Source organism: Micromonospora yangpuensis, assembly GCF_900091615.1.
GTDB classification, from domain to species: Bacteria; Actinomycetota; Actinomycetes; order Mycobacteriales; family Micromonosporaceae; genus Micromonospora; species Micromonospora yangpuensis.
The window spans coordinates 4,570,048-4,596,035 of record NZ_FMIA01000002.1 but is presented as its reverse complement, the minus strand read 5'-3'; the positions used below and the strand labels follow the sequence as shown (position 1 = coordinate 4,596,035).

Annotated in this window: 22 protein-coding genes; 11 read left to right on the top strand and 11 right to left on the bottom strand. The window is 74.3% G+C overall.

Features of this window, described 5'->3' with window-relative positions; all coding sequences use genetic code 11:
* The first annotated feature begins 115 nt into the window (after positions 1-115).
* The 3 genes from GA0070617_RS20680 to GA0070617_RS20670 all read left to right on the top strand — a co-directional run bounded on the left by GA0070617_RS20680 (position 116) and on the right by GA0070617_RS20670 (position 3,390).
* Positions 116-631 carry a hypothetical protein gene (locus GA0070617_RS20680; protein ID WP_091441208.1) on the top strand — a complete coding sequence of 172 codons (516 nt, stop codon included), beginning with the start codon at positions 116-118 and terminating at the stop codon, positions 629-631.
* A gap of 197 nt (positions 632-828) precedes the next feature.
* Entirely contained in the window at positions 829-2,232 is a 1,404-nt protein-coding gene (locus GA0070617_RS20675) for a class II 3-deoxy-7-phosphoheptulonate synthase (protein ID WP_091441205.1), read from the top strand.
* Positions 2,233-2,367: 135 nt separating this feature from the next.
* A complete protein-coding gene (locus tag GA0070617_RS20670) occupies positions 2,368-3,390 on the top strand; it encodes a threonine aldolase family protein (protein WP_373868321.1) in 1,023 nt (340 codons plus the stop codon).
* Positions 3,391-3,424: 34 nt separating this feature from the next.
* Here GA0070617_RS20670 and GA0070617_RS20665 read toward each other — a convergent pair whose 3' ends face one another.
* Positions 3,425-4,333 carry a deoxyribonuclease IV gene (locus GA0070617_RS20665; protein ID WP_091441200.1) on the bottom strand — a complete coding sequence of 303 codons (909 nt, stop codon included), beginning with the start codon at positions 4,331-4,333 and terminating at the stop codon, positions 3,425-3,427.
* Between the two features lie 2 nt (positions 4,334-4,335).
* Positions 4,336-6,318, bottom strand: coding sequence for a Stk1 family PASTA domain-containing Ser/Thr kinase (gene pknB, locus GA0070617_RS20660; RefSeq protein ID WP_091441197.1), 1,983 nt, complete (start codon positions 6,316-6,318; stop codon positions 4,336-4,338).
* Between the two features lie 186 nt (positions 6,319-6,504).
* On the opposite strand from pknB, the gene GA0070617_RS20655 reads away from it, so the two are divergent.
* Positions 6,505-6,912: a helix-turn-helix domain-containing protein gene (locus GA0070617_RS20655; protein ID WP_175440604.1), complete on the top strand. Its 408-nt coding sequence runs from the start codon at positions 6,505-6,507 to the stop codon at positions 6,910-6,912.
* Positions 6,913-7,018: 106 nt separating this feature from the next.
* Here the strand turns inward: GA0070617_RS20655 and GA0070617_RS20650 are convergent, their stop codons facing one another.
* Positions 7,019-8,101 (bottom strand): polyprenyl synthetase family protein, encoded by a 1,083-nt coding sequence (locus GA0070617_RS20650; RefSeq protein ID WP_091441195.1) that lies wholly within the window; start codon positions 8,099-8,101, stop codon positions 7,019-7,021.
* Between the two features lie 9 nt (positions 8,102-8,110).
* On the bottom strand, positions 8,111-9,697 hold the full coding sequence (locus GA0070617_RS20645; RefSeq protein WP_091441192.1) for an NsdA family TPR-like regulatory protein: 1,587 nt from the start codon (positions 9,695-9,697) through the stop codon (positions 8,111-8,113).
* A 261-nt stretch (positions 9,698-9,958) separates the two neighbouring features.
* On the opposite strand from GA0070617_RS20645, the gene metF reads away from it, so the two are divergent.
* Both metF and GA0070617_RS20635 read left to right on the top strand, forming a co-directional pair.
* Positions 9,959-10,873 carry a methylenetetrahydrofolate reductase [NAD(P)H] gene (gene metF / locus GA0070617_RS20640; protein WP_091441189.1) on the top strand — a complete coding sequence of 305 codons (915 nt, stop codon included), beginning with the start codon at positions 9,959-9,961 and terminating at the stop codon, positions 10,871-10,873.
* Between the two features lie 44 nt (positions 10,874-10,917).
* Positions 10,918-11,607 carry a CDP-alcohol phosphatidyltransferase family protein gene (locus tag GA0070617_RS20635; protein WP_091441186.1) on the top strand — a complete coding sequence of 230 codons (690 nt, stop codon included), beginning with the start codon at positions 10,918-10,920 and terminating at the stop codon, positions 11,605-11,607.
* A gap of 123 nt (positions 11,608-11,730) precedes the next feature.
* Here the strand turns inward: GA0070617_RS20635 and GA0070617_RS20630 are convergent, their stop codons facing one another.
* The 7 genes from GA0070617_RS20630 to GA0070617_RS20600 all read right to left on the bottom strand — a co-directional run bounded on the left by GA0070617_RS20630 (position 11,731) and on the right by GA0070617_RS20600 (position 18,082).
* A complete protein-coding gene (locus tag GA0070617_RS20630) occupies positions 11,731-13,218 on the bottom strand; it encodes a phytoene desaturase family protein (protein ID WP_091441182.1) in 1,488 nt (495 codons plus the stop codon).
* Between the two features lie 10 nt (positions 13,219-13,228).
* Entirely contained in the window at positions 13,229-14,353 is a 1,125-nt protein-coding gene (locus GA0070617_RS20625; RefSeq protein ID WP_091441178.1) for a glycosyltransferase family 2 protein, read from the bottom strand.
* 36 nt (positions 14,354-14,389) lie between these two features.
* A complete protein-coding gene (locus GA0070617_RS20620; RefSeq protein WP_091446825.1) occupies positions 14,390-15,190 on the bottom strand; it encodes a carotenoid biosynthesis protein in 801 nt (266 codons plus the stop codon).
* A gap of 23 nt (positions 15,191-15,213) precedes the next feature.
* Complete coding sequence (locus tag GA0070617_RS20615) at positions 15,214-15,774, bottom strand: GNAT family N-acetyltransferase (protein WP_091441174.1); 561 nt, start codon at positions 15,772-15,774, stop codon at positions 15,214-15,216.
* Positions 15,771-16,508 (bottom strand): monooxygenase, encoded by a 738-nt coding sequence (locus tag GA0070617_RS20610; protein ID WP_175440603.1) that lies wholly within the window; start codon positions 16,506-16,508, stop codon positions 15,771-15,773. The genes GA0070617_RS20615 and GA0070617_RS20610 overlap by 4 nt, the downstream gene beginning before the upstream one ends.
* Positions 16,509-16,605: 97 nt before the next feature.
* A complete protein-coding gene (locus GA0070617_RS20605) occupies positions 16,606-16,842 on the bottom strand; it encodes a hypothetical protein (RefSeq protein WP_091441167.1) in 237 nt (78 codons plus the stop codon).
* A 145-nt stretch (positions 16,843-16,987) separates the two neighbouring features.
* Positions 16,988-18,082 carry a trypsin-like serine peptidase gene (locus GA0070617_RS20600; RefSeq protein WP_229688209.1) on the bottom strand — a complete coding sequence of 365 codons (1,095 nt, stop codon included), beginning with the start codon at positions 18,080-18,082 and terminating at the stop codon, positions 16,988-16,990.
* Between the two features lie 214 nt (positions 18,083-18,296).
* Between GA0070617_RS20600 and GA0070617_RS20595 the strand changes: the two genes are divergently transcribed.
* From GA0070617_RS20595 to GA0070617_RS20575, 5 genes are all read left to right on the top strand, one after another.
* Positions 18,297-19,019: a lysophospholipid acyltransferase family protein gene (locus tag GA0070617_RS20595; RefSeq protein ID WP_308472667.1), complete on the top strand. Its 723-nt coding sequence runs from the start codon at positions 18,297-18,299 to the stop codon at positions 19,017-19,019.
* Positions 19,020-19,441: 422 nt separating this feature from the next.
* Positions 19,442-19,891: an SAV_6107 family HEPN domain-containing protein gene (locus GA0070617_RS20590; RefSeq protein WP_091441159.1), complete on the top strand. Its 450-nt coding sequence runs from the start codon at positions 19,442-19,444 to the stop codon at positions 19,889-19,891.
* Between the two features lie 60 nt (positions 19,892-19,951).
* The gene (locus GA0070617_RS20585; protein WP_229688208.1) at positions 19,952-20,701 is read left to right on the top strand and encodes a hypothetical protein; all 750 of its coding nucleotides are present in this window, start codon (positions 19,952-19,954) and stop codon (positions 20,699-20,701) included.
* Entirely contained in the window at positions 20,698-22,332 is a 1,635-nt protein-coding gene (locus tag GA0070617_RS20580; protein ID WP_091441155.1) for a DNA polymerase Y family protein, read from the top strand. Before GA0070617_RS20585 ends, GA0070617_RS20580 begins: the two co-directional genes overlap by 4 nt.
* A 126-nt stretch (positions 22,333-22,458) precedes the next feature.
* The gene (locus GA0070617_RS20575) at positions 22,459-25,845 is read left to right on the top strand and encodes an error-prone DNA polymerase (protein ID WP_091441152.1); all 3,387 of its coding nucleotides are present in this window, start codon (positions 22,459-22,461) and stop codon (positions 25,843-25,845) included.
* Positions 25,846-25,988 lie beyond the last annotated feature (143 nt).

Below are 25,988 nucleotides of genomic sequence, written 5' to 3'. Positions count from 1 at the left end.
GTTAACAGAAAGTTTGTCCCCGAACGGCTCCACATGCAAGGGGGTCGATGTGGCAGACTCGCGGCTCGACCCGGGTCGCGACGACCCGGGCCACGCACACCGACGGGGAGGGCCGATGGCGGTACGCAGCGGCAGGCTGGCGCTCGCCGTCACCGCGCTGGTGCTCCTGCCCGGCACCCTGCTCGGCTGCAGCCTCGGCGGTGACGAAGAGCCGGCCGACCGGCCGGACCGGGCCCCCGTCGAGGAGGCCGACACCAAGGCCCGGGAGCGGGTGCAGGCCTACCTCGACGCGATGGTCGCCAAGGACGCCGCAGCCGGACGCAACCAGTTCTGCGCGCCCCTGCACGAGGGCTTCGACGCCGCCGCCACCGGCCCGAACGGCGACTTCGCCGACCACTTCGAGGTCTCCCAGGCCACCATCACCGAGGTCCGGTCCGGCTCGCGCGGGCAGGAGGTCGCGGTCACCCTGACGGTCACCGCCGGCAGCCGCCAGGCCGAGCGGGCGCTGGACTTCACGGTGACCCGTACCGGCGCGGACTGGTGCATCTCCGGCGAGGCCCCCGGCACCCCGGCCCCGTCGGGCAGCCCCGCCGACCCGGACCTCTCGGCCACCCCCACCCCCGCCGGCTGAGCACACCGCCGGCCCAGCGCCCGCAGGCCGGGCGCGCATCCGCCGGCTCGTTGCCGGCAGGCCGGGCGTATCCGCCCGCGGGGCCTGTCGGCCGGCTCGTACGCCCGCCGGCCGGCGTCCCCGGCACGGCCTCCCATCTGCCGGAAGCGTCCACCTCGATGTGGGGTCAGCCAGCCGGTCGCCGTACGCTTTCTGTCATGCGCCAAGAGTGGCACCAGTTGAGCCATCCCGGGGTGGGCAGCCCCGGCCTGCAGACCAGCCGGCCGACCGTCGACGCCGAGGACGCCGCCCTCGGCCTGGACCGCTGGCGGGAGCTGCCCCGCGCCCAGACCCCGCCCTGGCCGGACCAGGCCACCGTCGCCGAGGTCTGCCGGGTGCTGGACACCGTCCCCTCGGTGGTCGCCCCCTACGAGGTCGACCAGTTGCGCCAGCGGCTGGCCCTGGTGTGCGAGGGCAAGGCGTTCCTGCTGCAGGGCGGCGACTGCGCCGAGACCTTCGTCGACAACACCGAGAGCCACCTGCTGGCCAACGCCCGCACCCTGCTGCAGATGGCGATCGTGCTCACCTACGGGGCGTCCCTGCCGGTGGTCAAGGTGGCCCGGGTCGCCGGGCAGTACACCAAGCCCCGGTCGCTGCCTACCGACGCGCGCGGGCTGCCGGCGTACCGCGGCGACATGATCAACTCGCTGGAGGCGACGCCGGAGGCCCGGGCCGCCGACCCGCAGCGCATGATCCGGGCGTACGCGAACTCCGCCGCCGCGATGAACATGCTCCGGGCGTACCTGGCCGGTGGGCTGGCCGATCTGCACGCGGTGCACGACTGGAACAAGGGCTTCGTGCGCAACTCACCGGCCGGTGAGCGCTACGAGGCCATCGCCCGCGAGATAGACCGGGCGATGGCCTTCATCCGGGCCTGCGGGATGACCGACGACGAGGCGTTGCGGACCGTCACCCTCTACTGCTCCCACGAGGCCCTGGCCCTGGAGTACGACCGGGCGCTGACCCGGGTCTCCGACAACCGGGCGTACGGGCTCTCCGGGCACTTCCTCTGGATCGGTGAGCGCACCCGGCAGATCGACGGCGCGCACATCGACTTCATCTCCCGCATCGCCAACCCGATCGGGGTCAAGCTCGGCCCCACCACCACCCCCGACGAGGCGATCGAGCTCTGCGAGAAGCTCAACCCGGAGAACATCCCGGGCCGGCTCACCCTGATCAGCCGGATGGGCAACCACAAGGTACGCGACGCCCTGCCGCCGATCGTCGCCAAGGTCACCGCCGCCGGTGCGAAGGTGGTGTGGCAGTGCGACCCGATGCACGGCAACACCCACGAGTCGTCCAACGGTTACAAGACCCGGCATTTCGACCGGATCGTCGACGAGGTGCTCGGCTACTTCGAGGTGCACCGGGGCCTGGAGACCCACCCCGGTGGGCTGCACGTCGAGCTGACCGGCGAGGACGTCACCGAGTGCCTCGGCGGCGCGCAGAACATCGCCGACCTGGATCTGCCCGACCGGTACGAGACCGCCTGCGACCCCCGACTGAACACCCAGCAGTCACTGGAACTGGCCTTCCTCGTAGCGGAGATGCTCCGTGGCTGACGCGAGGAGTGAGCCGTTCTTGCGAGCCCCGCAGTCGGCGGCCGAAGGGAAGCAGAGTGGCTGACGCGAGGAGTGAGCCGTTCTTGCGAGCCCCGCAGTCGGCGGCCGAAGGGAAGCAGAGTGGCTGACGCGAAGCTGGTGGATCTGCGTTCGGACACGGTGACCCGGCCGACGCCGGGGATGCGTGCCGCGATGGCCGGGGCCGAGGTCGGCGACGACGTGTACGGCGAGGACCCCAGCGTCAACGCGTTGGAGGCCGAGGTCGCCGCGTTGTTCGGGCACGAGGCGGCGCTGTTCGCCCCGACCGGCTCGATGGCCAACCAGATCGCCCTGCAACTGCTGGTGCCGCCCGGAGAGGAACTGCTCTGCGACGCCGACGCGCACATCGTCACCTACGAGGTGGGTGCCGCCGCCGCGTACGGTGGCATCTCCACCCGGACCTGGTCACCTGTTGGCGCGGACGTCGATCCGGAGGTCGTCGCGGCGATGATCCGCCCGGCGGGCGGCTATCACGCGGTGCCGACCCGGGCGGTCGCCGTCGAGCAGACCCACAACCGGGGCGGCGGCGGGATCATCCCGCTGGCCACCCTCCGGGAACTGCGCCGGATCGTCGACGACGCGGGGATCGCCCTGCACTGTGACGGGGCCCGGATCTGGCATGCCCACGTCGCGGACGGGGTGCCCCTGCACACCTACGGCGGGCTCTTCGACACCCTCTCGGTCTGCCTCTCCAAGGGCCTGGGCGCGCCGGTCGGCTCGGTGGTGGTGGGCAGCGCCGAGAAGATCGAGCGGGCCCGGACGATCCGTAAACGGTTGGGCGGTGGCATGCGGCAGGCCGGGATCCTCGCCGCGGCCGGCCGGTACGCCCTGGCCCACCACGTCGAGCGGCTCGCCGAGGACCATGTCCGGGCGGCCCGGCTCGCCGAGGCGGTCGCCCCGTTCGGGGTGCTCGCAGGCACGGTGCGGAGCAACCTCGTACCGCTGGATCTGAGCAAGTCGACGCTGGACGCGCCCGGCCTGGCTGCCGCGGCCCGGGCCGACGGGGTGTTGATCTCGGTGCTCGGTCCCCGCATCGCCCGCCTGGTCACCCACCTGGACCTCGACGACGACGGCGTCGACCGGGCGGCCGGGGTGTTGACCCGGATCCTGCGCGGCTGACCGCGACGCCGCCTGCGTCCCTGGCCCTGCGGGGTCAGGGACGCAGGCGTCTGAGGGTGGTGATGTCCGCCGCGTGCCCCGCACCCCGGTCGCCACCAGGCGTCTCCACCAGCACCGGTACGCCGGCGGTGGCCGGATGCGTCATCAGCTCGGCGAAGGCCGGCTCGCCGATGCTGCCCTTGCCGATGGTCTCGTGCCGGTCCCGGGTGGAGCCGCAGAGGTCCTTCGAGTCGTTGGCGTGCACCAGTCGGAGCCGGTCCGCGCCCACCGTCGCCGCCAGGGTGTCCAGCGTCGCGGTCATTCCGCCCTCGGCGGCCAGGTCGTGCCCGGCAGCCCAGGCGTGACAGGTGTCGAAGCAGACCCCGAGCCAGGGGTGCCGGTCCACCGCGTCGAGGTACGGGCCGAGGTGCTCGACCCGGGAGGCGAGCGACCGCCCGCCGCCGGCGCTCGGCTCGACCAGCAGCCGGGGGCCCTCGGCTGCCATCGCCTCGTCGAGCAGCGGCAGCAACGCCTCGCGTACCTGCCGTAGTGCCGCCTCGGCGTGCCCGGCGTCGACCGCGCTGCCGGCGTGGAAGACCACGCCCTGCGCCCCGATCGCCGCACCCCGGCGCAGCGCGTGGGCCAGGGTCTCGGCCGACCGGCGGACCGTCTCGGCGGTGGGGGAGCCGAGGTTGACCAGCAGCGAGGCGTGGATGAAGACCGGCAGCCCGCGCTCGGCGCAACCGGTGCGGAACAGCGCGTCCTGACCCGGGTCGCCGGGCGGCAGCGCCCAGCCCCGGGAGTTGCCGACGTAGACCTGCGCCACCTCGGCACCGGTCGCGTCGACGTACGGCAGGGTGGCCTTCGCCAGGCCGCCGGAGGTCGGCGTGTGCGCCCCGACGGGCCGGTCCGGGGTGGCCCGGTCCGGGGCTGGCTGGCCGGTCGGGCCGGCGGGCGGTGACATGGTCAGAAACATCCGATGGTGATCGAGGTGCCGGGCGGGACCTGGGTGCCCTCGCCCGGGTTCTGGAACCGGACGGTGCCGTTGGGGTTGAACTGCACGGTGACCGGGAAGCCCTGGCCCTCCAACTGCTGCTTGGCCTGCTGACAGGGCAGGTCGACGACCCGGGGGACACCCACCTGTGGCGGACCCTTGCTGATCTTGAGCGTCACCTTGGCGCCCCGCTCGACACCGGCGCCGTTCTTGGGATCCTGGTCGAGGATCTCGTCCCGGGGCTTGTCGGAGTCCTGGTAATCCTCGGAGACCTCCAGGCCGAGCCCGGACAGCGTCGAGCGGGCGTCGTTGAGGTTCTTGCCCACCAGGTTCGGCACGGTGATCGGGGCCCGGCCCTTGCTGAGGATGACGGTGATCTTGGTGTCCGGGCGGACCTCCTCGCCGGCCTTCGGCTTGGTCTCCACGACCACACCCTTGGGCAGGCTGTCGTCGAAGCGGGCGCTGCCCTTCTCCACCACCAACCGGGCGTTGAGCAGGTCCGTCTCGGCCAGCTCGAAGTCCTTGCCGACCACGTCGGGCACCGGGAACTGCTCCGGGCCCAGCGACAGGGTCAGGGTGATCGTCCCGCCCTTGAGGATCCGGCCGGCCGACGCCGGCTCCTGGCGGAGCACCCCGTCCCGGGGGACCTGCGCGTCGAACTGCGGGTCGGCGTAGACCACGGTGAACCCGGCCCGGTCGGCCCGGTTCTCCGCCTCGGCCTTGGTCAGGCTGGTCAGCTCCGGCGCGACCGTGTAGCGGCCCACCCCGAACCACCAGCCACCGGCGGTGGCGAGCAGGCCGAGGAGCACGATGACGGCGGCGATGCCCAACCGGCCCTGGGCGCCGGCAGCCAGCCGTTCCCGGACGGTGGCCAGCCGTGCCCCCACGCCGGACGGCTCCGGTGCGGCCCGCCGTCGGTGCGGCCGGGCCTCGGCCTCCGGCAGTCGGGCCCAGGACGGCCGCTGCGCCGGTTGGACCGCCGCGACCGCCATGGTCGGCTGTGCGATCGGCGTGACGTCGTCGGTCACCCGCCGGATGACCGCGGTGTGCGTGTTCGCGTTGCCCAGGTCCTCCCGGGCCACCTGCACCTCGGCGAGCAGGGCACCGGCATCGGTCGGGCGGGCGCCGGGGTCCCGTCGGGTGGCCCGGCCGACCAACTCGTCGAGCACCCGGGGCAGCCCCGGCACCAGGGTCGAGGGGGCCGGCACGTCCCGGTCGACGTGCTGCCAGGCCACGTCCACCGGACGGTCCCCGTCGTACGGCACCCGACCGGTGAGCATCTCGAAGAGCACGATCCCGGCGGAGTACACGTCGGTGCGTGGATCGGCGTGCCCGTGGGTGACCAGCTCCGGGGCCACGTACGCCACGGTGGCCATCAGCTGGTTGCCGTCGGCGGAGTCCGCGCTGGCCTCCACCGCCCGGGCCAGACCGAAGTCGGCGACCTTGACCACGCTGTCGACCAGGTTCGCCGGCCCGCCGGTGGGTGCCTCGGCGACCAGCACGTTCTCCGGCTTGACGTCGCGGTGCACCACCCCGGCCCGGTGGGCGGCGGCGAGCGCGGCGAGCATCTGCTCGGTGATGGCCAACGCCTCGTCCGGGTTGAGCCGACGCCGCTCGCCGAGCACGTCGCGCAGCGTCCGACCCCGGACGTACTCCATGACCAGGTACGGCAGGCCCCGGTGGATGCCCTGGTCGTAGACCGCCACCACGTTGGGGTGGGTCAACCGGGCGATCGTCTTGGCCTCGTCGGTGAACCGCTGCACGAAGCCCGGCAGCCGGTTGCGTGCCTCGGGCGCCTGGCTCGGGTGAATGATCTTGACCGCCACGGTGCGTTCGAGCCGCTCGTCGGTGGCGGTGTACACGGTCGCCATGCCACCACGGGCCACGCGACCGCGGATGCGGTAGCGCCCGTCGAGCAGCGAGCCAAGCAGCGTGTCGGCGACCTGTGTGTCCATCGGCGAGAAGTCTAAGTCTTGTGGGGGCCAGGGCAGAACAGGATGCTACAGCCAGCCTCCGACAACCGGTGTCCTCGTACGTAAGAGCAGCTCACGGTGCCTCTGCGTCCCGTCGGATCCCATCCGCCGGCCCTCGGGTGGGGGTGCCGGTGGCCGTGCCGTCCGGTCGCGTGGCAGGGTGACCGGGTGACCGAACCAGTACCCGCCGACCAGGCCGCGACCGGCCGCGACCGCACCGGGCCGACCGAACTGGCCGGACCGACCGATCCGGCCGGCTGGCTGACCCTGCCCGATGTCGCCGAGCGTCTCGACCTGCCGATCAGCAAGGTCCACCAGCGGATCCGGGACCGTGAGCTGCTCGCCGTCCGCCGCGACGGGGTCCGCCGGATCCCCGCCGACCTGGTGGCCAACGAGACCGTGCTCAAGCATCTGCCCGGCGTGCTCAACCTGCTGGCCGACGCCGGCTACGACGACGAGGCCGTGCTGCGCTGGCTCTACGAGCCGGACGACACGCTGCCCGGCACCCCGGCGGTAGCCCTCGGTGGCGACCTAGCCCGGGAGGTCAAGCGCCGGGCCCAGGCGCTCGGTTTCTGACCGGCGCCCACCGGTCCTGGCCGGGCCGCGCCAGATCGGTCCTGGTCGGCCCGTGCCAGATCGGACATGGTCGGGTCGACCGGGGCCGGTGGGGTCCGGTGCGGGCTCAGTCGGCCCGTCGGGTGGCGGCGATGGCGAGATCGACAAGTGCCTGCCGGGCCTCGGTGTCGAGGTCGACGGCGGTCAACGCGGCCAGCGCCGCGTCGGTGAGCGTGACGATCCGCTGCTCGGCGCGGGTCAGCGCCCCGCTCGCCACGATCAGCTCCCGCAGCTCGGCCACGCCCGCCTCGTCCAGGTCCGGGTCGCCGAGCCGGCCCAGCAGCAACTCCCGACCGGCGTCGTCGGTCGTCTCGACCGCCGCCGCGACCAGGTACGTCCGCTTGCCCTCGCGTAGGTCGTCCCCGGCCGGTTTGCCGGTCTGCGCGGGATCGCCGAACACCCCCAGCACGTCGTCGCGCAACTGGAAGGCCTCGCCCAGCGGCAGACCGTACGCCGAGTAGGCCGTCCGGACGTCCGCCGGCGCGTCGGCCAGCGCGGCGCCCAGCAGCAACGGCCGCTCGACCGTGTACTTCGCCGACTTGTACCGGGCGACCTTGCCGGCCCGTTCCAGCGAGGTGTCGCCGGTGGCCTGGGTCAGCACGTCGAGGTACTGGCCCACGGTCACCTCGGTGCGCATCTCGTCGAAGACCGGGCGGGCCCGGGCGACCGTCTGCGGCGGCAACCCGGCCGAGTGCAGCAACTCGTCCGACCAGACCAGGCACAGGTCACCGAGGAGGATCGCCGCCGCGTCGCCGAAGCCGTCCGCGTCCCCACCCCAGCCGGCGCGACGGTGCCGGGCAGCGAAGCTGCGGTGCACCGACGGCTCGCCTCGCCGGGTGTCCGAGCGGTCCATCAGGTCATCGTGGATCAGGGCGCTGGCCTGCACGAACTCCAGTGCCGCCAGGGCGGTCACCACCTGGTCGGAGTCGATCCCGCCCGCCCCACGGTAGCCCCAGTACGCGAACGCGGGGCGCAGCCGCTTGCCGCCGCCGAGCACGAACGTCTCGATCGACTCGGCCACCGGGGCCAGCGCCGCATCGACACCGGCCATCCAGCTCCGCTGGTCGGTAAGGAACTCCGTCAGGGCCTTGTCGACACGTTGCCGAAGATCCGCGCGGTCGACTGGGGAAACTGGGGCAGCGTGGGTCACGTCACGACGCTAGCCGGTCTCAGAATGTGTCGCCGCACGACCGTCGGTCCGACGCGCCGCCCGTCCGCCGTTCGGCCGACCGACGACCGGTCGGACCGAGCTGCCCGTTCGGCCGCCCGGACCCCTCCGGGCCGGCGTACCGGGTCGGTCGGCTCCGCCGTTCCCAACGGGTGGGGCGGTCCGGTCCGTCGGGTCGGGGCGGGACCCGGTGACCGGGCGGGGCAGGTACGGGCCGGCGGCCGCAACCAGTGCGAGGTGCCGGCGTACCGGTTGCCGGTGGCGGTGCGGCGCGAGCCCTCGGCGTACGGCGGTCAGCTGGGTCACCGCCCGGGGTGAGCCGGCGCGTACCGCGTCGAGCAGCGCGTCGTCGGCCACCGCGCAGGCCTGTTCCACCTCACCGAGCTGCAGGTGGGCGCGGGCGAGCCAGCCGCCGTAGACAGCCCCGCTGCGGGGGCGCCCCGAGCCCTGCCCCACGCCCAACAGGGCCACGGCACGTCGCGGGCGGCGCAACACCACCAGGGCACGTCCGGTCATCGCGGCGAGCTCCGGACCGTCCACCCAGTAGAGCCAGGGCGGCTCGCGATCCTCCTCGACCCGGTCGGCGGCCCGTTGGGCGGCGGCCAACGCACACCGTGCCGGTTGGTGTCGGCCGCCAAGCGCGGCGGCCAGCGCGATCCGGTGCAGCAACAGGGCCCGCAGCCGGGGGCTGGCGACGGTGTGACAACCGGCGTACCCGGTACGGGCCAGGACGAGCGCCCCGTGCGGGTCGCCGACCGAGGCGAGCAGGTGACTGGCCGAGCCGAGCAGGTGCCCGGCGAGCGCCGGATCACCGGCGGCGCCGGCGGCCCGCAACCCGAAGCGGTACGCCTCCAGGGCGTCCGTCGGCGCGCCGGCATCGGCCGCGAGCCAGCCGCAGAGCTGTGCCGTCTCGGCCAGCACCGGCAGCAACCGGCGTCGGTCGACCGGCGTGGCCTCGCTCGATGCCCGGGCGACGCGCCGGAGCCAGCTGAACCCGATCCCGGACAGCTCCGCCCCACCGCTCAGGTCGTCCAGTCGGCGCAGCTCGGCCAGCCGGATGACCTCGGCGGACCGGTCGACCGGCCCGGTGGGCGGTAACGCCGGGACTCCCGTCGGCGGTGGCTGCCCGGCTCCGGCCGGTGGCAGGGCCGGAACTCCGGTGGGTGGCGCTGCCCCGGCTCCGGTGGGCGGTCCGGTGGGCGGCAGCCAGCCGGTTGCGGCAGCGAACGACGGGTCACCCGGGTCGAGCAGCCAGCGCTGGGCCAGGGCCAGCAGCGCCGACCGGGAGCGGGCCCCGACGACGGCCGGTGCGGTGCCGAGCGACCGGGTCCGCGTCGCCGCCTCGACCAGCAGTGCGACCGGCACCGCCAGGACCACGGCGAGCCATCCGAGCCAGAAGTCGCCGGGCACCCGCAACTGGCGTTCCCACCGGGATATCTCGTGCCGGCCCAGCGTCGGCACGTCGGAGACGGCACAGAGCTCGGCGGCGAGCCGGGGCTGGCTCCACCTCCGGGCAAGTCGGAGCTGGGCGATCAGCGGCCCGATCAGCGGCGGGCCGGACGACTCGGGCGGTGGCACGGCAACCTCCGGGGCAGACGTCGACGTGGCGGCGGCGACCCACCCGACGGACGGGACGGTCGACGCCACCAGAAGCACTGACCCCCGCGCGGCGTCCGACCGGCTGACCCGTACCCCGGGGTGGTGCGTACCCCCGGGGTGGCCGGCTGCCCACCGCGCTGGTCCCTGTCTACCCCCGGGGTACGACACTTCCGGCCGCCACGGGCGCGGCCGGCGTGGGAAGGGCGTGGCGTGCGGGGCGTCGCCCGCTAGAGTCGTGGGGTGGCACTCGGTCTTCCCTCCGTCCTTCCCCCAGAGCCGGCTATCGGCGAGCTGATCCGTGCCCGTCGGCCCACCTTCTCCTTCGAGTTCTTCCCGCCCAAGACCGCGCAGGGCGAACGCCTGCTCTGGCAGGCGATCCGGGAGCTGGAGCCGCTGCGTCCCTCGTTCGTGTCGATCACCTACGGCGCCGGCGGCTCGACCCGGGACACCACGGTCGCGGTGACCGAGCGGATCGCCACCGAGACCACCCTGTTGCCGATGGCCCACCTGACCGCGGTCAACCACTCCGTCGCCGAGCTGCGCAACGTCATCGGCCGGCTCGCCGGGGTGGGGGTGCGCAACGTGCTGGCCGTGCGGGGTGACCCGCCCGGCGACCCCGGTGGGGAGTGGATCTGCCACCCCGAGGGGGTGCGCTACGCCGAGGACCTGGTGCGGCTGGTCCGCGAGTCGGGCGACTTCAGCGTCGGGGTGGCCGCCTTCCCCCACAAGCACCCGCGGTCGCTGGACGTGACGAGCGACACCGAGTACTTCGTCCGCAAGTGCCGGGCCGGTGCCGAGTTCGCGATCACCCAGATGTTCTTCGACGCCGACGAGTACCTGCGGCTGCGCGACCGGGTCGCGGCGGCCGGCTGCGACACCCCGATCCTGGCCGGGGTGATGCCGGTGACCCAGATGAGCACCATCGAGCGCTCCGCCCAACTGTCCGGCGCGCCGTTCCCGGCCGCCCTGGCCGAGCGCTTCGACCGGGTCCGCGACGACCCGGAGGCGGTCCGTCGGCTCGGTGTCGAGCAGGCCAGCGAGATGTGTCGCCGACTGCTCGACGAAGGTGTGCCGGGCATCCACTTCATCACCCTCAACCGTTCCACCGCCACCCGTGAGGTCTGGCAGAACCTGCAGGTCGGCGCGCGGGTGTGAGGGCTGCTGCCGCGACACCTGACACCCGCTTCGAGGGTTGATCCGTGGTGGGCAGACAGCTGAACTGGGACGAGTACGCGACCACCTGGGCGCGGCTGCACGGCGGTTTCGACCCCCGGGTGGCCGCCCCGGTGGTCCGCGGCTGGCTTCGCTTCGCCTACCACCTCGGGTACGTCCTGGGCCGGCTGCGGGTCACCCCGACCGCGGTGACCGTGGCCGGGGTGCTGCTCTGCTTCTGTGTGCCGCTGTTCGCCGTACGCCCACCGAACGGGCCGTTCCTCGGCGCGTTGTTCGTCCTGCTGGCCGCGGTTGCCGACAGCGTCGACGGCGCGCTGGCGGTGGCGACCGGCCGGAGCACCCGGCTCGGCTACGTCTACGACTCGGTCGCCGACCGGCTCGGCGAGATCGCCTGGCTGGTGGCGTTCTGGCTGCTCGGTGCGCCGGGAGCGCTGGTGGTCGCCGGGGGCGCGCTGTCCTGGCTGCACGAGTACGTCCGGGCCCGCGCGGTCTCGGCCGGGATGCGGGAGATCGGCGCGGTGACCGTGGGGGAGCGGCCCACCCGGGTCTGCGTGGCGCTGCTGGGGCTGCTGGTGGTCGGGCTGGCCGGGCTGATCCAGCTGGACCTGGCCGCGGGCACCAGCACCATGGTCGCCACGGTCTGGGTGCTGCTGGCCGGCTTCGGGCTGGGGCAACTGCTCTCCGCCGTACGCCGTTCCCTGCTCGCCACCACCTGACCCGCCCCGCCCTGGACCCGCCCCGCCTGCCCGCGTCCCGCCTGCGTTCGTTGCGGTCCCTGACGGTCCGGGGTGTGAGAGGGGTGCCCCTCTCTACCGAATGCGTTAACAGGGGGCCCTTCCTTACGCTGCGGGGCCGATTTCGGTGGCGACGATCTGGGCGGAGAGGGTGACCATCGGCAGCCCGCCTCCGGGGTGGCTGGAGCCGCCGACCAGGAACAGCCCGGCGACCGGGCCCCGGTTGGCCGGGCGTAGCAGGCCACCGGCCGTGCCGTAGATCGCGCCACCGGGGGCGCCGGTGGCGGTGTCCAGGTCGGCCGGGGTACGGATCTCGCGGAACAGCACCCGGTCGCGTACGTCCACTCCCCGCTCGGCGAGCACGTCGAGGATCCGGTCGGCGTAGGCCTGGGCCAGCCCCGGTCGACGCCAGTCGACCGCCGATCCGGCGGTGCCCTGGCGGGGGGCGTTGACCAGCACGAACCACGCCTCGTGGCCGTCCGGGCGGACCATCGGGTCGTCGGCGACGGTGACGAAGACGGTGGGGTCGACGGCCGGTCGGGCCGGTACGCCCCGTCCCGGGTCGCCGAAGACCGCGTCGAACTCGGCGTCGTAGTCGCGGGGGAAGAAGACGTTGTGGTGGGCCAGGCCGGAGTTCCCGGCGACGCCCAGCAGCAGCACGAAGCCGGCCAGGCTCCGGTCGGCCAGGCCGGCCAGCCGGCGCGGGTCGGGCAGCAGGTCCCGGTAGACGGTGAGCGCGTCGACGTTGGCCACCACCACGTCGGCGGGCAGCGGCGCGGCGACGCCGGCGAGGCGTACCCCGTGGACCCGGCCGCCGGCGGCGTCGATCCGGGTCACCGTGGCTCCGGTCTGCACCACCACGCCGAGGTCCAGGCAGCGCGACAGCAGCGCGTCGGCGAGGGTGCCCAGCCCGCCGCGCAGGTACCAGCCGCCGAAGGTCAACTCGGCGTAGGGGACGGCGACCAGCGCGGCCGGGGCGCGGCGCGGGTCGGCGCCGGTGTAGGTGGCGTACCGGTCCAGCAGCATCCGCAGCCCCGGCTCGCGCAGGTGCCGCCGGCCCAGCCCGCGCAGGGTCCGCCCCGGTGCGATGGCGGCCAGGTCGCCCAGGCGCCAGGCCAACGCGGCCAGGTCGCGGGGCGAGTCCACGCTGCGGCGCAGGATGTCCCGCCAGGAGGCGTCCCAGACCCGGCCGGCCCGCCGCCACAGCCGTTGCCAGTCGGCGGCGGCCCGATCGCCGAACGCGGCGGCGATCCGGGTGGCGAAGACCTCCGGGTCGGCGCAGGAGTCCAGGGTGGGGCCGCCGTCGGCGAAGACGTGCCGGACGATCGGGTCCAGCGGCAGCAGGTCGAGGTACTCGTCGAGCTTGGCTCCGGTGGCCTCGAACAGGTCGGTGAAGACCTGCGGCAGGGTGAGCAGGCTCGGGCCGGTGTCGAAGTGGAACGGGCCGGTCGGGGTGTCGTGGACGTACCTGCCGAGTTTGCCGCCGACGGTCTCGGCCCGTTCGCAGACGGTGACCTCGTGCCCGCCCGCGGCCAGCCGGGCGGCGGTGGCCAACCCGCCCACCCCAGCGCCGATGACCACGATCCGTGCCATGTCGCGCCTCCTAGGTCACCGGGCGGCCCCGCCAGGACAATCGGCGCCGCTTCCGCAGATGGTACGACCGCAGGGTCAGCCAGCCGAGAACCACGACCGACACCGGGTGGGCCAGCGCGTCGGGCCACCACCGTCCGCCGGTGGCCCGGGCGCTGATCACCCGCCCGAGGACCCCGAGCAGGTACCCGGTCGACGCGACGAATGTCACCAGCGGCGCGCCGGCCACCGCGGCGACGACGGCCAGCAGGACGGGAACGGTGTAGAGGGCCAGCAGCAGACCGACCACGACCGCCGCCGCGGCGGGGTGCCCGAAGGTGGCCCAGAGCGACTTGCTGTAGCCGTCGCGCAGCTGCGGCCAGTCCTGGTACATCCGGCAGCTGGCCAGCCGGGAACCGTCGGCCAGCGCGATCCGGCCGCCGGCCCGCTTCACCGCCCGCGCCAGCTCGATGTCCTCCAGCACCCGGTCACGCACGGCCGCGTGGCCACCGGCGGCGTCGTACCCGGCCCGGTCGACCACCAGGAACTGCCCGCCGGCGGCGGCCAGCGACGGCCGTGCCGAGGCCTCCATCGCCCGCAGCGGCAGGAAGGTCAGCCACAACCACTGCAGCAGCGGCTGGATCAGCCGCTCGGCCACCGACCCCACCAGAATCCTCGGGTACGGCGACAGCAGGGTGGCCCGGGCCGCCCGCAGCTCGCCGACCGCCGCCGCGACCGCGTCCGGGGCGAGCACCACGTCGGCGTCGACGAAGACCAGGACGCCCGCCGCGCCGGCCTGCCCGGCGAGCTGGTGGCAGGCGTGCGGCTTGCCCAGCCAACCCGGTGGCGGGCTGACCCCGGTGCGCAGGTCGACCCGCGGATCGTCGCCGACGGTCGCCCGGACCACCTCGGCGGTGCCGTCGGTGGAACCGTCGTCGAGCACCACGATCCGCAGGTCGGCCACGCCTCGCTGGGCCAGCAGGGCGGACAGGCACGGACCGACCCGGTCGGCCTCGTCGCGCAGCGGCAGCAGCACCGCGACCGGCTCGTCGACCCCGGCCGGTCGGTCACCGGGTCGGCGCAGCCAGCGGGTGGCGTTGACCCAGGTGTGCGCGGTGAGCACGGCGACGCCGAGCACCAGGGCGAACAGGACGGTCACCGGCTCACCTCACGGCACCCGCGGCCGGGGCCCACGTCAGCCGACCGCGCCGGCGTCGACCGGCTCGTCCCGCCGGTCGGGTCGTGGGCTGCGACGGCGGTGCCGGCCGAGGGTCACCGCCAGCGGCACCGCGGTCACCGCCATGCCGACCCCGCCCCACACCGCCGAGGCGGGCAGGTCCAGGAAGACCGCGTGGGCCAGCACGCTGGAGAAGTACGTCCACAGGTAGAGCGCGAACATCGGGTGGTCGGCCGGCCCGGTGTGCTCCACCGCCGCCCCGGCCAGCGGCCGCAGCGCGCTCATCATCAGCACCGCGAAGAGCAACCAGCCCAGGTAGTTGCTGACCGGGATGCCGGGCAGGCCGGGCAGCGCCGGGGTGGCGTTCAACCAGCGCCAGTACCCCTCGGCGACCATCTGCGGATCGAGGAAGAGGTCCCAGGCGGCCAGCCCCACGGTGGCCAGCGCGATCCGGCGCAGCGGTCGCAGCCGTCCCGGCCCGCCGGTGAGCCGGACCGCGGCCAGCCAGGCCGGCCAGGCCATCCAGGTCCAGGCCAACGGGATGATCAACGGCACCCCGGCGAGCTTCGGGCCCAGCTCACCCGAGTAGTCGTAGGTGCCGAACGGGAAACCGGTGGCCACCCCGAGCGCCTCGATGGCGAAGCCGCCGCCGGTGGCCACCGCGACCAGCGCCGCCGCCGTCCGGGGCCCCCGGGTCAGCAGGGCGTGGCCGACCGAGAGCAGGTAGCCCAGCACCACCGTGGCCACGGTCAGCCCGGCCCGGGTGTCGCCGGTGGTCAACGGGTAGCAGATCTGGGCCAGGATCAACGCGCCCAGCATCAGCCAGGGCAGCCGGTGCCGGGTCACGACGGGCCCTGCTCGGCCGGGGCCAACGGCAGGTCCCGACCGAGTACGCCGAAGGGGCGCTCGTCGCCGGGGAAGTGGAAGTGCCGCAGGACGTCGACGAAACCGAACCTGCGGTACAACCGCCAGGCCCGTGAGGTCTGCTCGTCGGCCTCCGGCGTGGAGAGCAGGGTGGTGCCACCCGGGGCCATGCCGAGCAGCGCCCGCAGCTGTCGGGCACCCAGACCGTGGCCCTGCGCCGCGGGCCGGACGTGCAACTCGACCACCTCGAAACAGTCGGTCAGCCAGCGCTGCCGCTCCGGCACCGCCAGGGCCCGGTACACCTGGTCGTGCCACCACTGGCCGGCCGATCCCCGGTAGCCGTACCCGAAACCGGCCAGGTGACCCTCGCGGGTCAGGCTGGCCACCGCGCGGAAGTCGGGGCGGCGGACGTGGGTGGCGATGTAACCACGTCGGGCCTCCAACAGGCCGGCGCGGTAGTTCATCGCCTCGCCGTAGACGGCGACCACGTCGTCCAGCCGCCGCAGGAGATCGTCCGGCGTCCACCGCACCAACCTCACGCCTGTCCGCCCCTCACCGTTCCCGCGTCGCCGTCGGCGACCCAACCCAGCACCGTCCGGTCACCGACCACGTCCCGCACCGCGAACCTGGCGAAAAGCTCCTCCGCGTACCAGTTCTCGCTGGCGGTCCGGGTGATCGCCGCCCGGTGCTCGGGGTGACGGTACGCGAACCCGACCAGGTCCGTCGGATCGCGCCACACGGTGACCGTGCCCTGCCAACCGAGCGGGGCCTCGCCGACGCCGAAGCGGGCGAGCAGACCCGGCGCGGCGTGCAGGGCGGCGGCCACCGGCGGTATCGCCCGCCAGAAGGTGAGGGTCCGGGCCGGACGCAGCCGGGCCCGGGTCAGCGCCAGCACCGGCCCGTCGACCCGGCCGCCGGGCGGGTCACCGAAGGGGCGCTGGCCGGACCACTCGCCCCGGCTGCTCAGCGGGCGCAGGTCGACCCGGACGGCGGTGGCGGCGAGGCGGGCCCAGGCCCGGCCGACCGGCGAGGTGTCGAACCGGGCGGCGGCGCTCGGGTCGTCCCACACGGTCAGCGCCGCCCAGCGGGTCGGGTCGGCGTCGCCGGGGCCGAAACCGGTGCCGGTCCCGGTGCCGAGCACCTTGCCGAACCGGACGCCGTCGGTGGCCCGCAACCGGCGTGGGTCGAGTGCCATCCGGACCAGCGCCCGGGGCAGCGCGCTCGGGCGGATCCGCCACACGTGCAGGGTGACCAACTCCGGGGTACCGGGCATGCCGGCCATTGTCCCCGGTGCCGGTCCCCGGGATCTCCCCGGTACCTGGCGTTCCATCTCGCCGGTGCCCGGGCGGTGGCCTCGTCGGCCGGGCGGGTCAGGGAGTGCGCCCCTCGGGCATCGGGGCCGGTTCGGCGTCGCGCATCCGCTCCGGGGTCCAGTACTCCGCGGCCTCCTGCGGGGCGCTGGTGGAGCGGGTCGTCTCGCTGATCCCGGCGGGCGGGCCGCCGACCGGCCGGTCACCGCCGACCCGCAGCCACCCGGCGACTCCGGCGGCCCCACCGAGCAGCACGAGGACGGCGACGCCCGCTCCGATCACGGCTCGACCGGTCATCGCCAAACTCCCTTCGTGGCTCCGTGCCATCTCGTCCATCGTGCCACGCACCGGTGTCGGCAGGCGGCGGAAACTGATTCGGGGCGTCCCGGTCGAGCTGGCCGGGACGCCCCCGGAAAGTGAATGTAAATTGCGTCCCCGTCGGTCACCAGGTCCGGTTGGCGTACGTCCGGTAGAGGGTGCCGACAACGGCGTCCGAGAAATACGGAGAACCGATGTACGAGGGATTGTCGCGATCGTTGGTGTAACTGGTCACCCCGTGTACGTCGCCGATTCTGGTGCTGTTGTCGTAGCGGTAGTACCAGGGGCCGCCGCTGGCCCCGCCGCCCCAGGGGCAGCCCATCTCGATCCGGTTGCTGCCGCCGTCGGAGGAGGTGCCGGAGCAGACCCACTGCACCTCGCCACCGCTGCGGTTGCCCGGGTAGCCGAAGATGTCGTAGTGGTACGTCCGGCCGCCCCCGGTGAACAGGCCGTTGGCGCCGACCGCGTCGACCACGGAGCGACTGCCGATCACCAGCGCCACGCCGACGTCGTACTGCCGCTCGCGGGTGCTGACCCACCCGCTCGGCACGGCCAGGGTCGACCAGCTCCAGCTGCCGTAGGGCCGCGCGCCGTCCCGGTAGGACGGGACGAACATCCAGTTCGCGGTGTGCCAGGTGCGACCGGGCCCGTCGTGCAGGCAGTGCGCGGCGGTGAAGACCATGTTGCGCGCGGCGCTGTTGACCACGCTCGCGGAGCAGTAGTTGCCCGCACCGGTGGTCGAGTTGGTGAAGAAGATCTTCCCGACCGTGATCGACTCGTTGAGCTGCACCGCCCGTCGGGCGGCCGCGGCCGGGGCGGCCTCGCCGGTGGCGTACCGGACCACGGCGTCGGGCCGGGGCAGTGGGGTGCGCGCGCCCCCGGTGGCGGCCGCCGTCTTCGCCGTCTCGTCCAGCGGGGTCGCGGCGGCCAGTCGCCGGGCCGTCCAGTACCGCGCCGGGTCGGTGGCCGGGCCGGCGGCGCGGGTGAACCGGGCGGTGCCGTCGGCGTCGACCGTCGCCGGGACACCGGTTGCGGCCGGACCGGCGGTTCCGGCGGTACCTGCGGGGTCGGCGGTTCCGGCGCGGTCGATGGTTCCTGCACGGTCGGTGGTTCTTGTCGGGGCGGCGGTCGCGCCGGTGGCGTACAACAGCGGCAGGACGAGTGCGGAAAGGATGAGCAGCCGGCTGGCGACGCTGCGGTGGAACGGGCTGTGCGACACGGTTCCCTCCGATTGTTACTGCTGTCGAAAAATTGCGGAACATTCGTCCGCGCGATGTCGACAGGGAAGCAGCGCGTGATTATTCGTGTCAACGGAGTGCGCGGTTTGCCGCCTGTCGTACACCGGACCTGGCCCCGTTCATGGGACTTGCATGCGGTGGGAGTTGCGGCGGGCGCGGGGAGCGGGTGCGCGGTGCCCGTAGACAATGTGCGCGGTGGCCGCCCACCCGCCGCCACGCCCGTACCGACGCCCCCGGGGGGACGAGATGCTGTTGCAGACGACCGCACGATCGGTGCTCGCCCCGCTGGTGCGGCTGCTGTTCCGGGCGGAGGTCCGGGGCGGGGAGAACATCCCGCGGCAGGGGCCGGTGATCCTGGCCGTCAACCACCTGTCCGTGCTGGACAGCTTCGTCGTCCCGCTGGTCGCGCCCCGCCCGGTGGCCTTCCTGGCCAAGGCCGAGTACTTCCGGCAGCCGGGGGTGAAGGGCTGGCTGTTGCGGACCGTGCTGACCGCCGTCGACGCCGTACCGGTACCCAGGGGTGGCCATCGTGCCGCGCAGGCGGCCCTGGACGCCGCGCTCGGGGTCCTCGCCGCCGGGCAGGCGTTCGGCATCCACCCGGAGGGCAGCCGGTCCCGGGACGGTCGGCTCTACCGTGGGCGGACCGGGGTGGCCTGGCTCGCGTTGGCCTCCGGCGCTCCGGTCGTCCCGGTCGCCGTCGGCGGCACCGACCGGATCCAGCCCGTCGGCGCCCGGCTGCCCCGGCCCGGCCGGCTGACGGTGCACTTCGGTACGCCGCTGCGGTTCACCCCGCCACCGACGGGTGCAGCCGGTGGTCGGGCCCGGCGGGCGGCCACCGACGAGATCATGGCCGCCATCCGGGAGCTCTCCGGTCAGCAGCCCGCCGAGGAGTACAACTCGCTCTCCACGCCGGGCTAGCCCCCGCGGACACCCCGCCACGCTGGAGCTGGCCGGACGTTGCGTTTTTGTCGTGGGGGAGGTGTACTGTCGGCAGTGTTAGAACGCGTGTTCGATTTACTCGTACGTGCGTTCCAACGCCGGGAGAGGTGTTTCGCGGCACCGGCTCCCGGCAGGCGCGGTTCCGCGGACCGCGCCGGGCACCGGGCAGTCGCGAGTCCGGTCCCGTCAGGCAGGAACGTCGTCCGCCGCCCACGACCCCCGGGCGGCGGACGACGAACCCGCCGGTTTCGCCGGCCGGGTGTGGTGTGGGGAAGCGTCCACACCCGGCCGGTCGTCACCATGGCGCGTCTTCCTCCGCGCCGCCTGGACGTCTCGCCGGGGTGTGGGCTCCTGAGCTCCGCCGCCGGCGAGGTGACCGCTTCGGCCCGTGGAGGAGACACATGCCTACCAGTCCGGCTCAGGCACCGACGGTGCCGGCGCACGTACTGCCCCACCGCACCGCGCCCCAACTGCTCGCGGTGGCCCGTCGCGGGCTGACCGAGGCCGCCCAGACCCGACCCGACGGTCTGCGCTACGCGGCCGCCCACCTGGCGGCGCTGCGGGCGGCCGCGGCGTTGCTCGCCGCCCGGGCCCGCCCCTCGCCCGCCCGCCGCAACCGGGTCACCAGCGTGTGGGTCCTGCTCGGCACGGTCGCCCCGGAGCTCGACGAGTGGGCCCGGTTCTTCGCCTCGGCCGCCGGTAAACGAGCCGCTGCCGAGGCCGGCATCCCCCGGGTGGTCAACGCCCGGGAGGCCGACGATCTGCTCCGCGCCGCCGAGGCGTTCGTGACGGTGGTGGAGACCGCACTGGGCATCGCCCACCAACCCCCACTCGATGGTCTCGCCGCCTGACCGCCGGCCGGGCGTCCGACGGCAGTTGACCCAGCAGACACACGACGGGGGGTAGGTCCGATGGCGGGCCGTATGGTGGTCGGCTCCACCGCGCTCGCCGGCCTGGTCGCTCCGGCGAGCGCGCCGGGGCCGACCGGTGGTCACCGGATGCTCCCGGTGGCCCCCGAGCTGACCGGTCTGCTGCCCCACCGTGGGCTGCGCCGGGGCAGCACTGTCGCGGTCGCCACCGGGCATCCCCGGCACAGCGGCGGCACATCGCTGCTGCTGGCGCTGCTCGCCGAGGCGTCCCGGACCGGTTCCTGGTGTGCCGTGGTCGGGGTGCCGGGCCTCGCCGCCGGCGCGGCGGCCGAGGCCGGTGTCGTCCTCGACCGGCTGGCCCTGGTGCCGGACCCGGGGCCGGACTGGGCGACCGTCGTCGCCGCGCTGATCGACGGGGTGGACCTGGTGGTCACCATGGCGCCGGAGACGGTCGCCCCCTCGGCCGCCCACCGGTTGGCCGCCCGGGCCCGTCAACGGGGCAGCGTGCTGGTGCCGTACGGGCGGTGGACCGGTGCGGACGTCACCCTGCAGGTGGTCCGGGGGGTCTGGGAGGGGCTCGGGGCGGGCCGGGGCCGGCTCCGCCGCCGGGAGGTGACCGTCTCCGCCCGGGGGCGGGGTGCCGCCGCGCGCCCCAAGGAGATCAGGCTGTGGCTGCCCGGTGCCGAGCGCACCCGGATCATCCCCCGGTCCGCCACCGCGCGTCCGCCCCACCCGAGCACCGCCCCGGTCGCCCCGGCGACCACCAGCGGCCCGCTGGTCGCGCTGGTATGACCGGGAACGCGGGGACGGCCGGTGGGCCGGTGCGGACGATGCTGCTCTGGTGCCCGGACTGGCCGGTGCTCGCCGCCGAGATCGTCGACGGGGTACCGGCCACCGGCCCGGTCGCGGTGCTGCACGCCAACCGGGTCGTGGCCTGCTCGGAACCGGCCCGGGCCGAGGGGGTGCGCCGGGGGCTGCGCAAACGCGAGGCCCAGGGGCGCTGCCCACAGTTGACGGTGGTCGAGCACGACCCCGGCCGGGACGCCCGGGCGTTCGAGCCGGTGGTCGCCGCGGTCGAGGAGGTGGTCGCCGGGGTCGAGGTGGTCCGCGCCGGTGCCTGCGCGGTGGCGGCCCGGGGCCCGAGCCGTTACCTCGGTGGCGAGGAGACCGCCGCCGAACAGCTCGTCGAACACGTCGCCCAGTCCTGCGCGGTGGAGAGCCAGGTGGGGATCGCCGACGGGGTCTTCGCCGCCGGGTTGGCCGCCCGTACCGGCCGGATCGTGCCACCGGGCGAGACGCCGGAGTTCCTCGCCGGCCGACCGGTCGAGGCACTGGGCCGGCCGGCCCTGGCCGACCTGCTGCGTCGGCTCGGGATACGTACCCTGGGCGGCTTCGCCGCGTTGCCCGCCGGCGACGTGCTTACCCGGTTCGGCTTCGACGGCGCGCTGGCCCACCGGCTCGCCGCCGGTCGGGACCACCGACCGCTCGCCCCCCGGCAGCCGCCGACCGACCTCACCGTGACCGCGGCGTACGACGAGCCGGTCGACCGGGTCGACGCGGCGGCCTTCGCCGGCCGGGCCCTGGCCGAAGAGCTGCACCGTCGACTCGCCGGGTACGGACTGGCCTGCACCCGACTCGGCATCGAGGCGGTCACCGCACACGGCCAGGAACTGCACCGGGTGTGGCGACACGACGGACTGTTGACCGCCGCCGCCATCGCCGACCGGGTCCGCTGGCAACTCGACGGTTGGCTCTCCGGCGGCGGTCGACACCCGAACTCCCGACCACCCCGGCCGACCGCCGGGATCGTCCGGCTGCGGTTGGTCCCCGACGGGCTGCTGGCCCAGGTCGGGTTGCAACCCGGGCTGTGGGGGGAGGCCGGCGAGGAACGGGACCGGGCGCACCGGGCGTTGAGCCGGGTACAGGGAATCCTCGGTCCGGAGTCGGTGGTCACCGCCGTGCTGGGCGGCGGCCGTTCCCCGGCCGACCAGGTACGCCTGGTGCCCTGGGGCGACGAACGACTGCCGGCCCGCCCGGGTGCGCCACCCCTACCTCCGGGCGCGGCGTCCTCCGCCGGGGTGGCCCGGCCGGGTGAACCGCCGTGGCCGGGGCGGCTGCCACCGCCCGCGCCGGCGGTGGTGCTGCCCGCGCCGCTGGCCGCGACCGTCCACGACGACGCCGGCCGGCCGGTCGAGGTGAGCGCCCGGCTACAGCTCACCGCCGTGCCGTGTCGACTGGTCGTCGGTACGGCGAAACCCGCCCGGATCGTGGGGTGGGCCGGTCCGTGGCCGGTGGACGAACGCTGGTGGGCGCCGGCCGAGGCGTCCCGACGGGCCCGGTTCCAGGTCTGCCTGGCCGACGGTGCCGCCCTGTTGCTGGTGGTGCGGGCCGGTCAGTGGCGGGTGGAGGCGATCTATGACTGACCTACCCGCGGTCGATGGCTGCCTCCCGGGCGGCTCGGCCGGCCGGAAAGATCTTGGAAGATTTCGGCCCCTCCAGGGGCACTTTTCTTCCAATATCTTTCCGGGTTCTCGTGGGGGAGTGGTCCGGTGAGCTTCCACAACCCGAAGCTGCCCTGGTCGGAGCTGGAACAGGTGCTCTCCGGCCGTCCCGGCGCGGCGGGCCGCCCCGCCGGGCGGGCGCAGCGGCACCTGCACGTGGTGGACCCTCTCGCGGTCGACGCCGACGGCGGGGACGCACCGGCCTGGAGCCGGCACCGCCAGCCGTACCGACCGCCGGCCGGGCGGGACCACCCGGCGCCGCCCACCGACGTGGTGCCGTACGCCGAGTTGCACGCCCACAGCAACTTCAGCTTCCTCGACGGGGCCAGCCATCCGGAGGAGCTGGCCGAGGAGGCCACCCGACTGGGGCTCACCGCGCTCGCCGTCACCGACCACGACGGCTTCTACGGGGTGGTCCGGTTCGCCGAGGCGGCCCGTACCCTGCGGTTGCCGACGGTCTTCGGCGCGGAGCTGTCGCTGGGGTTGCCCGGCCCGCAGCACGGCGAGCCGGACCCGCAGGGTCGGCACCTGCTGCTGCTCGCCCACGGCCACGAGGGGTACGCCCGGCTGGCCGCCACCATCGCCCGGGCCCAGCTGCGCGGCGGGGAGAAGGGCCGCCCGGTCTACGGCGAGCTGGAGCAGGTGGCCGCCGAGCTGCGTGACCACGTGCTGGTGCTCACCGGTTGCCGCAAGGGGCACGTACCGGCGGCGCTGCTCGACGCGGGCGTCGACGCCGCGGCCCGGGAGCTGGACCGGCTCACCGCGCTGTTCGGCGCGGAGACGGTGGCGGTGGAGCTGACCGACCACGGGCACCCGGTCGACGGCGACCGCAACGACGCCCTCGCCGAGTTGGCCGCGTCGGCGGGGCTGCCCACGGTGGCCACCAACAACGTGCACTACGCCACCCCGGGGCGGCGACGGCTGGCCACCACCCTGGCGGCGGTGCGGGCCCGGCGCAGCCTGGACGAGATCGACGGCTGGCTGCCCGCCGCCGGCACCGCCCATCTGCGCAGCGGCGCGGAGATGGCGGCCCGCTTCGGCGGGTACCCGGGCGCGGTGGCCCGGGCTGCCACCTTCGGCGCGGAGCTGGCCTTCGACCTGCAACTGGTGGCGCCCCGGCTGCCGGCGTACCCGGTGCCGCCGGGGCACACCGAGATGAGCTGGCTGCGCAAGCTGACCATGGACGGGGCCGGCGAGCGCTACGGCCCGCCCGAGGCGCACCCCGAGGCGTACGGGCAGCTGGAGCACGAGCTGCGGATGATCGACGAGCTGGGCTTTCCCGGCTACTTCCTGGTGGTCTACGACATCGTGGCGTTCTGCCGTGCGCAGGACATCTACTGCCAGGGCCGGGGCTCGGCGGCCAACTCGGCGGTCTGCTACGCGCTGCGGATCACCAACGTGGACGCGGTGCGGCACCGGCTGCTCTTCGAGCGGTTCCTCGCCCCGGAACGCGACGGCCCACCCGACATCGACGTGGACATCGAGTCCGACCGCCGGGAGGAGGTGATCCAGCACGTCTACGCCCGGTACGGCCGGGAGCACACCGCCCAGGTGGCCAACGTCATCTCCTACCGCCCCCGGTCGGCGGTGCGGGACGTGGCCAGGGCGTTCGGCTTCTCCCCCGGCCAGCAGGACGCCTGGAGCAAGCAGATCGACCGCTGGGGGCCGGTCGCCACGGTCGACGTGGAGGGCATCCCCGAGCAGGTGGTGGCGTACGCCGACGAGGTGCAGACCTTCCCCCGGCACCTGGGCATCCACTCCGGCGGGATGGTGATCTGCGACCGGCCGGTGATCGAGGTCTGCCCGGTGGAGTGGGGGCGGATGCCCGGTCGCAGCGTGCTGCAGTGGGACAAGGACGACTGCGCCGCCGTCGGGCTGGTCAAGTTCGACCTGCTCGGCCTCGGCATGCTCTCGGCCCTGCACTACGGCTACGACATGATCGGCGCGAGCCTGGACCTGGGGGAGATGGGCCTGGACGACCCCGAGGTGTACGCCATGCTCTGCCGGGCCGACTCGGTAGGGGTGTTCCAGGTGGAGAGCCGCGCCCAGATGGCCACCCTGCCGAGGCTCAAGCCCCGCGAGTTCTACGACCTGGTGGTGGAGGTGGCGCTGATCCGGCCCGGCCCGATCCAGGGCGGCTCGGTGCACCCGTACATCCGGCGGCGCAACGGCCAGGAGCCGGTGACGTACGCCCACCCGCTGATGCGCAACGCGCTGGAGAAGACCCTCGGGGTGCCGCTGTTCCAGGAGCAGTTGATGCAGCTCGCCATCGACCTGGCCGGCTTCGACGCGGCCGGGGCCGACCAGCTGCGTCGGGCGATGGGGGCGAAACGTTCGGTGGAGCGGATGGAACGGATCGCCGACCGGCTCTATACCGGCATGGCGCGGCGGGGCATCACCGGCGAGCTGGCCGATGACGTCTACCGCAAGCTCACCGCCTTCGCCAGCTACGGTTTTCCGGAGAGCCACGCGATGAGCTTCGCCTACCTGGTGTACGCCAGCTCCTGGCTCAAGCGGTACCACCCCGGCCCGTTCCTGGCCGCCTTGCTGGCCGCCCAGCCGATGGGGTTCTACTCGCCGCAGACCCTGGTCGACGACGCCCGCCGGCACGGCGTCGAGGTACGCCGGCCGGACGTCAACGCCAGCGACGTGCACGCCTGCCTGGAGAGCACCCCGAGCACCCGGTGGGGCAGCGTGCCGGGGGAGCCGCCGTCGCGGTGGGGGCTGGGCGGGCCGGCCGTCCGGTTGGGACTGTCCGGGGTGCGTACCCTCGGTGACGACGCGGCGACGCGGATCGTGGCGGAGCGGGCGGCGCACGGGCCGTACCGGGACATGCCGGACCTGGCCCGGCGGGTCGGCCTGACCGCCGGGCAGCTGGAGGCGTTGGCCACCGCGGACGCCTTCGCCTGTTTCGGGCTGACCCGGCGGCAGGCGCTCTGGGCGGCGGGCGCGGCGGCCCAGGACGCACCGGGCCGGTTGCCCGGCACGGTCACCGGCACCGCCGCGCCGATGCTGCCCGGGATGGCGGCGGTGGACCGCCTCGTCGCCGACGTCTGGGCCACCGGCCTGTCGCCGGAGAGCCATCCGGCCCGGTTCCTGCGGGACCGGCTCGACGCGCTCGGGGCGGTGCCGATCGCCGGGCTGGGGCGGGTGGAGCCGGGTCGCCGGATCCGGGTCGGTGGGATCGTCACCCACCGGCAGCGGCCGGCGACCGCCGGTGGGGTGACCTTCCTCAACCTGGAGGACGAGACCGGGATGCTCAACGTGACCTGTTCACCGGGGTTGTGGCAGCGTTACCGCCGGGTGGCCAGGACCAGCGCCGCCCTGGTGGTGCGGGGTCGGTTGCAGCGTCACGAGGGGGTCACCGGCCTCACCGCCGACCGGCTCGACGCGATCGACGCGCCGGTCAATCCCGCCTCCCGGGACTTCCGCTGAGCCCGCGCCGCCGGTCCGGCGCGGCGGTCGCGGACCGGTGGCGAACCGTCGACAATGTCACAACGCTGTTTACCGCGACGATTCTCGGGAGAGACTCGCGCGTAGCCGCCTCACGGGAGCATCTTGTTGGTCCCGTCGGGTGC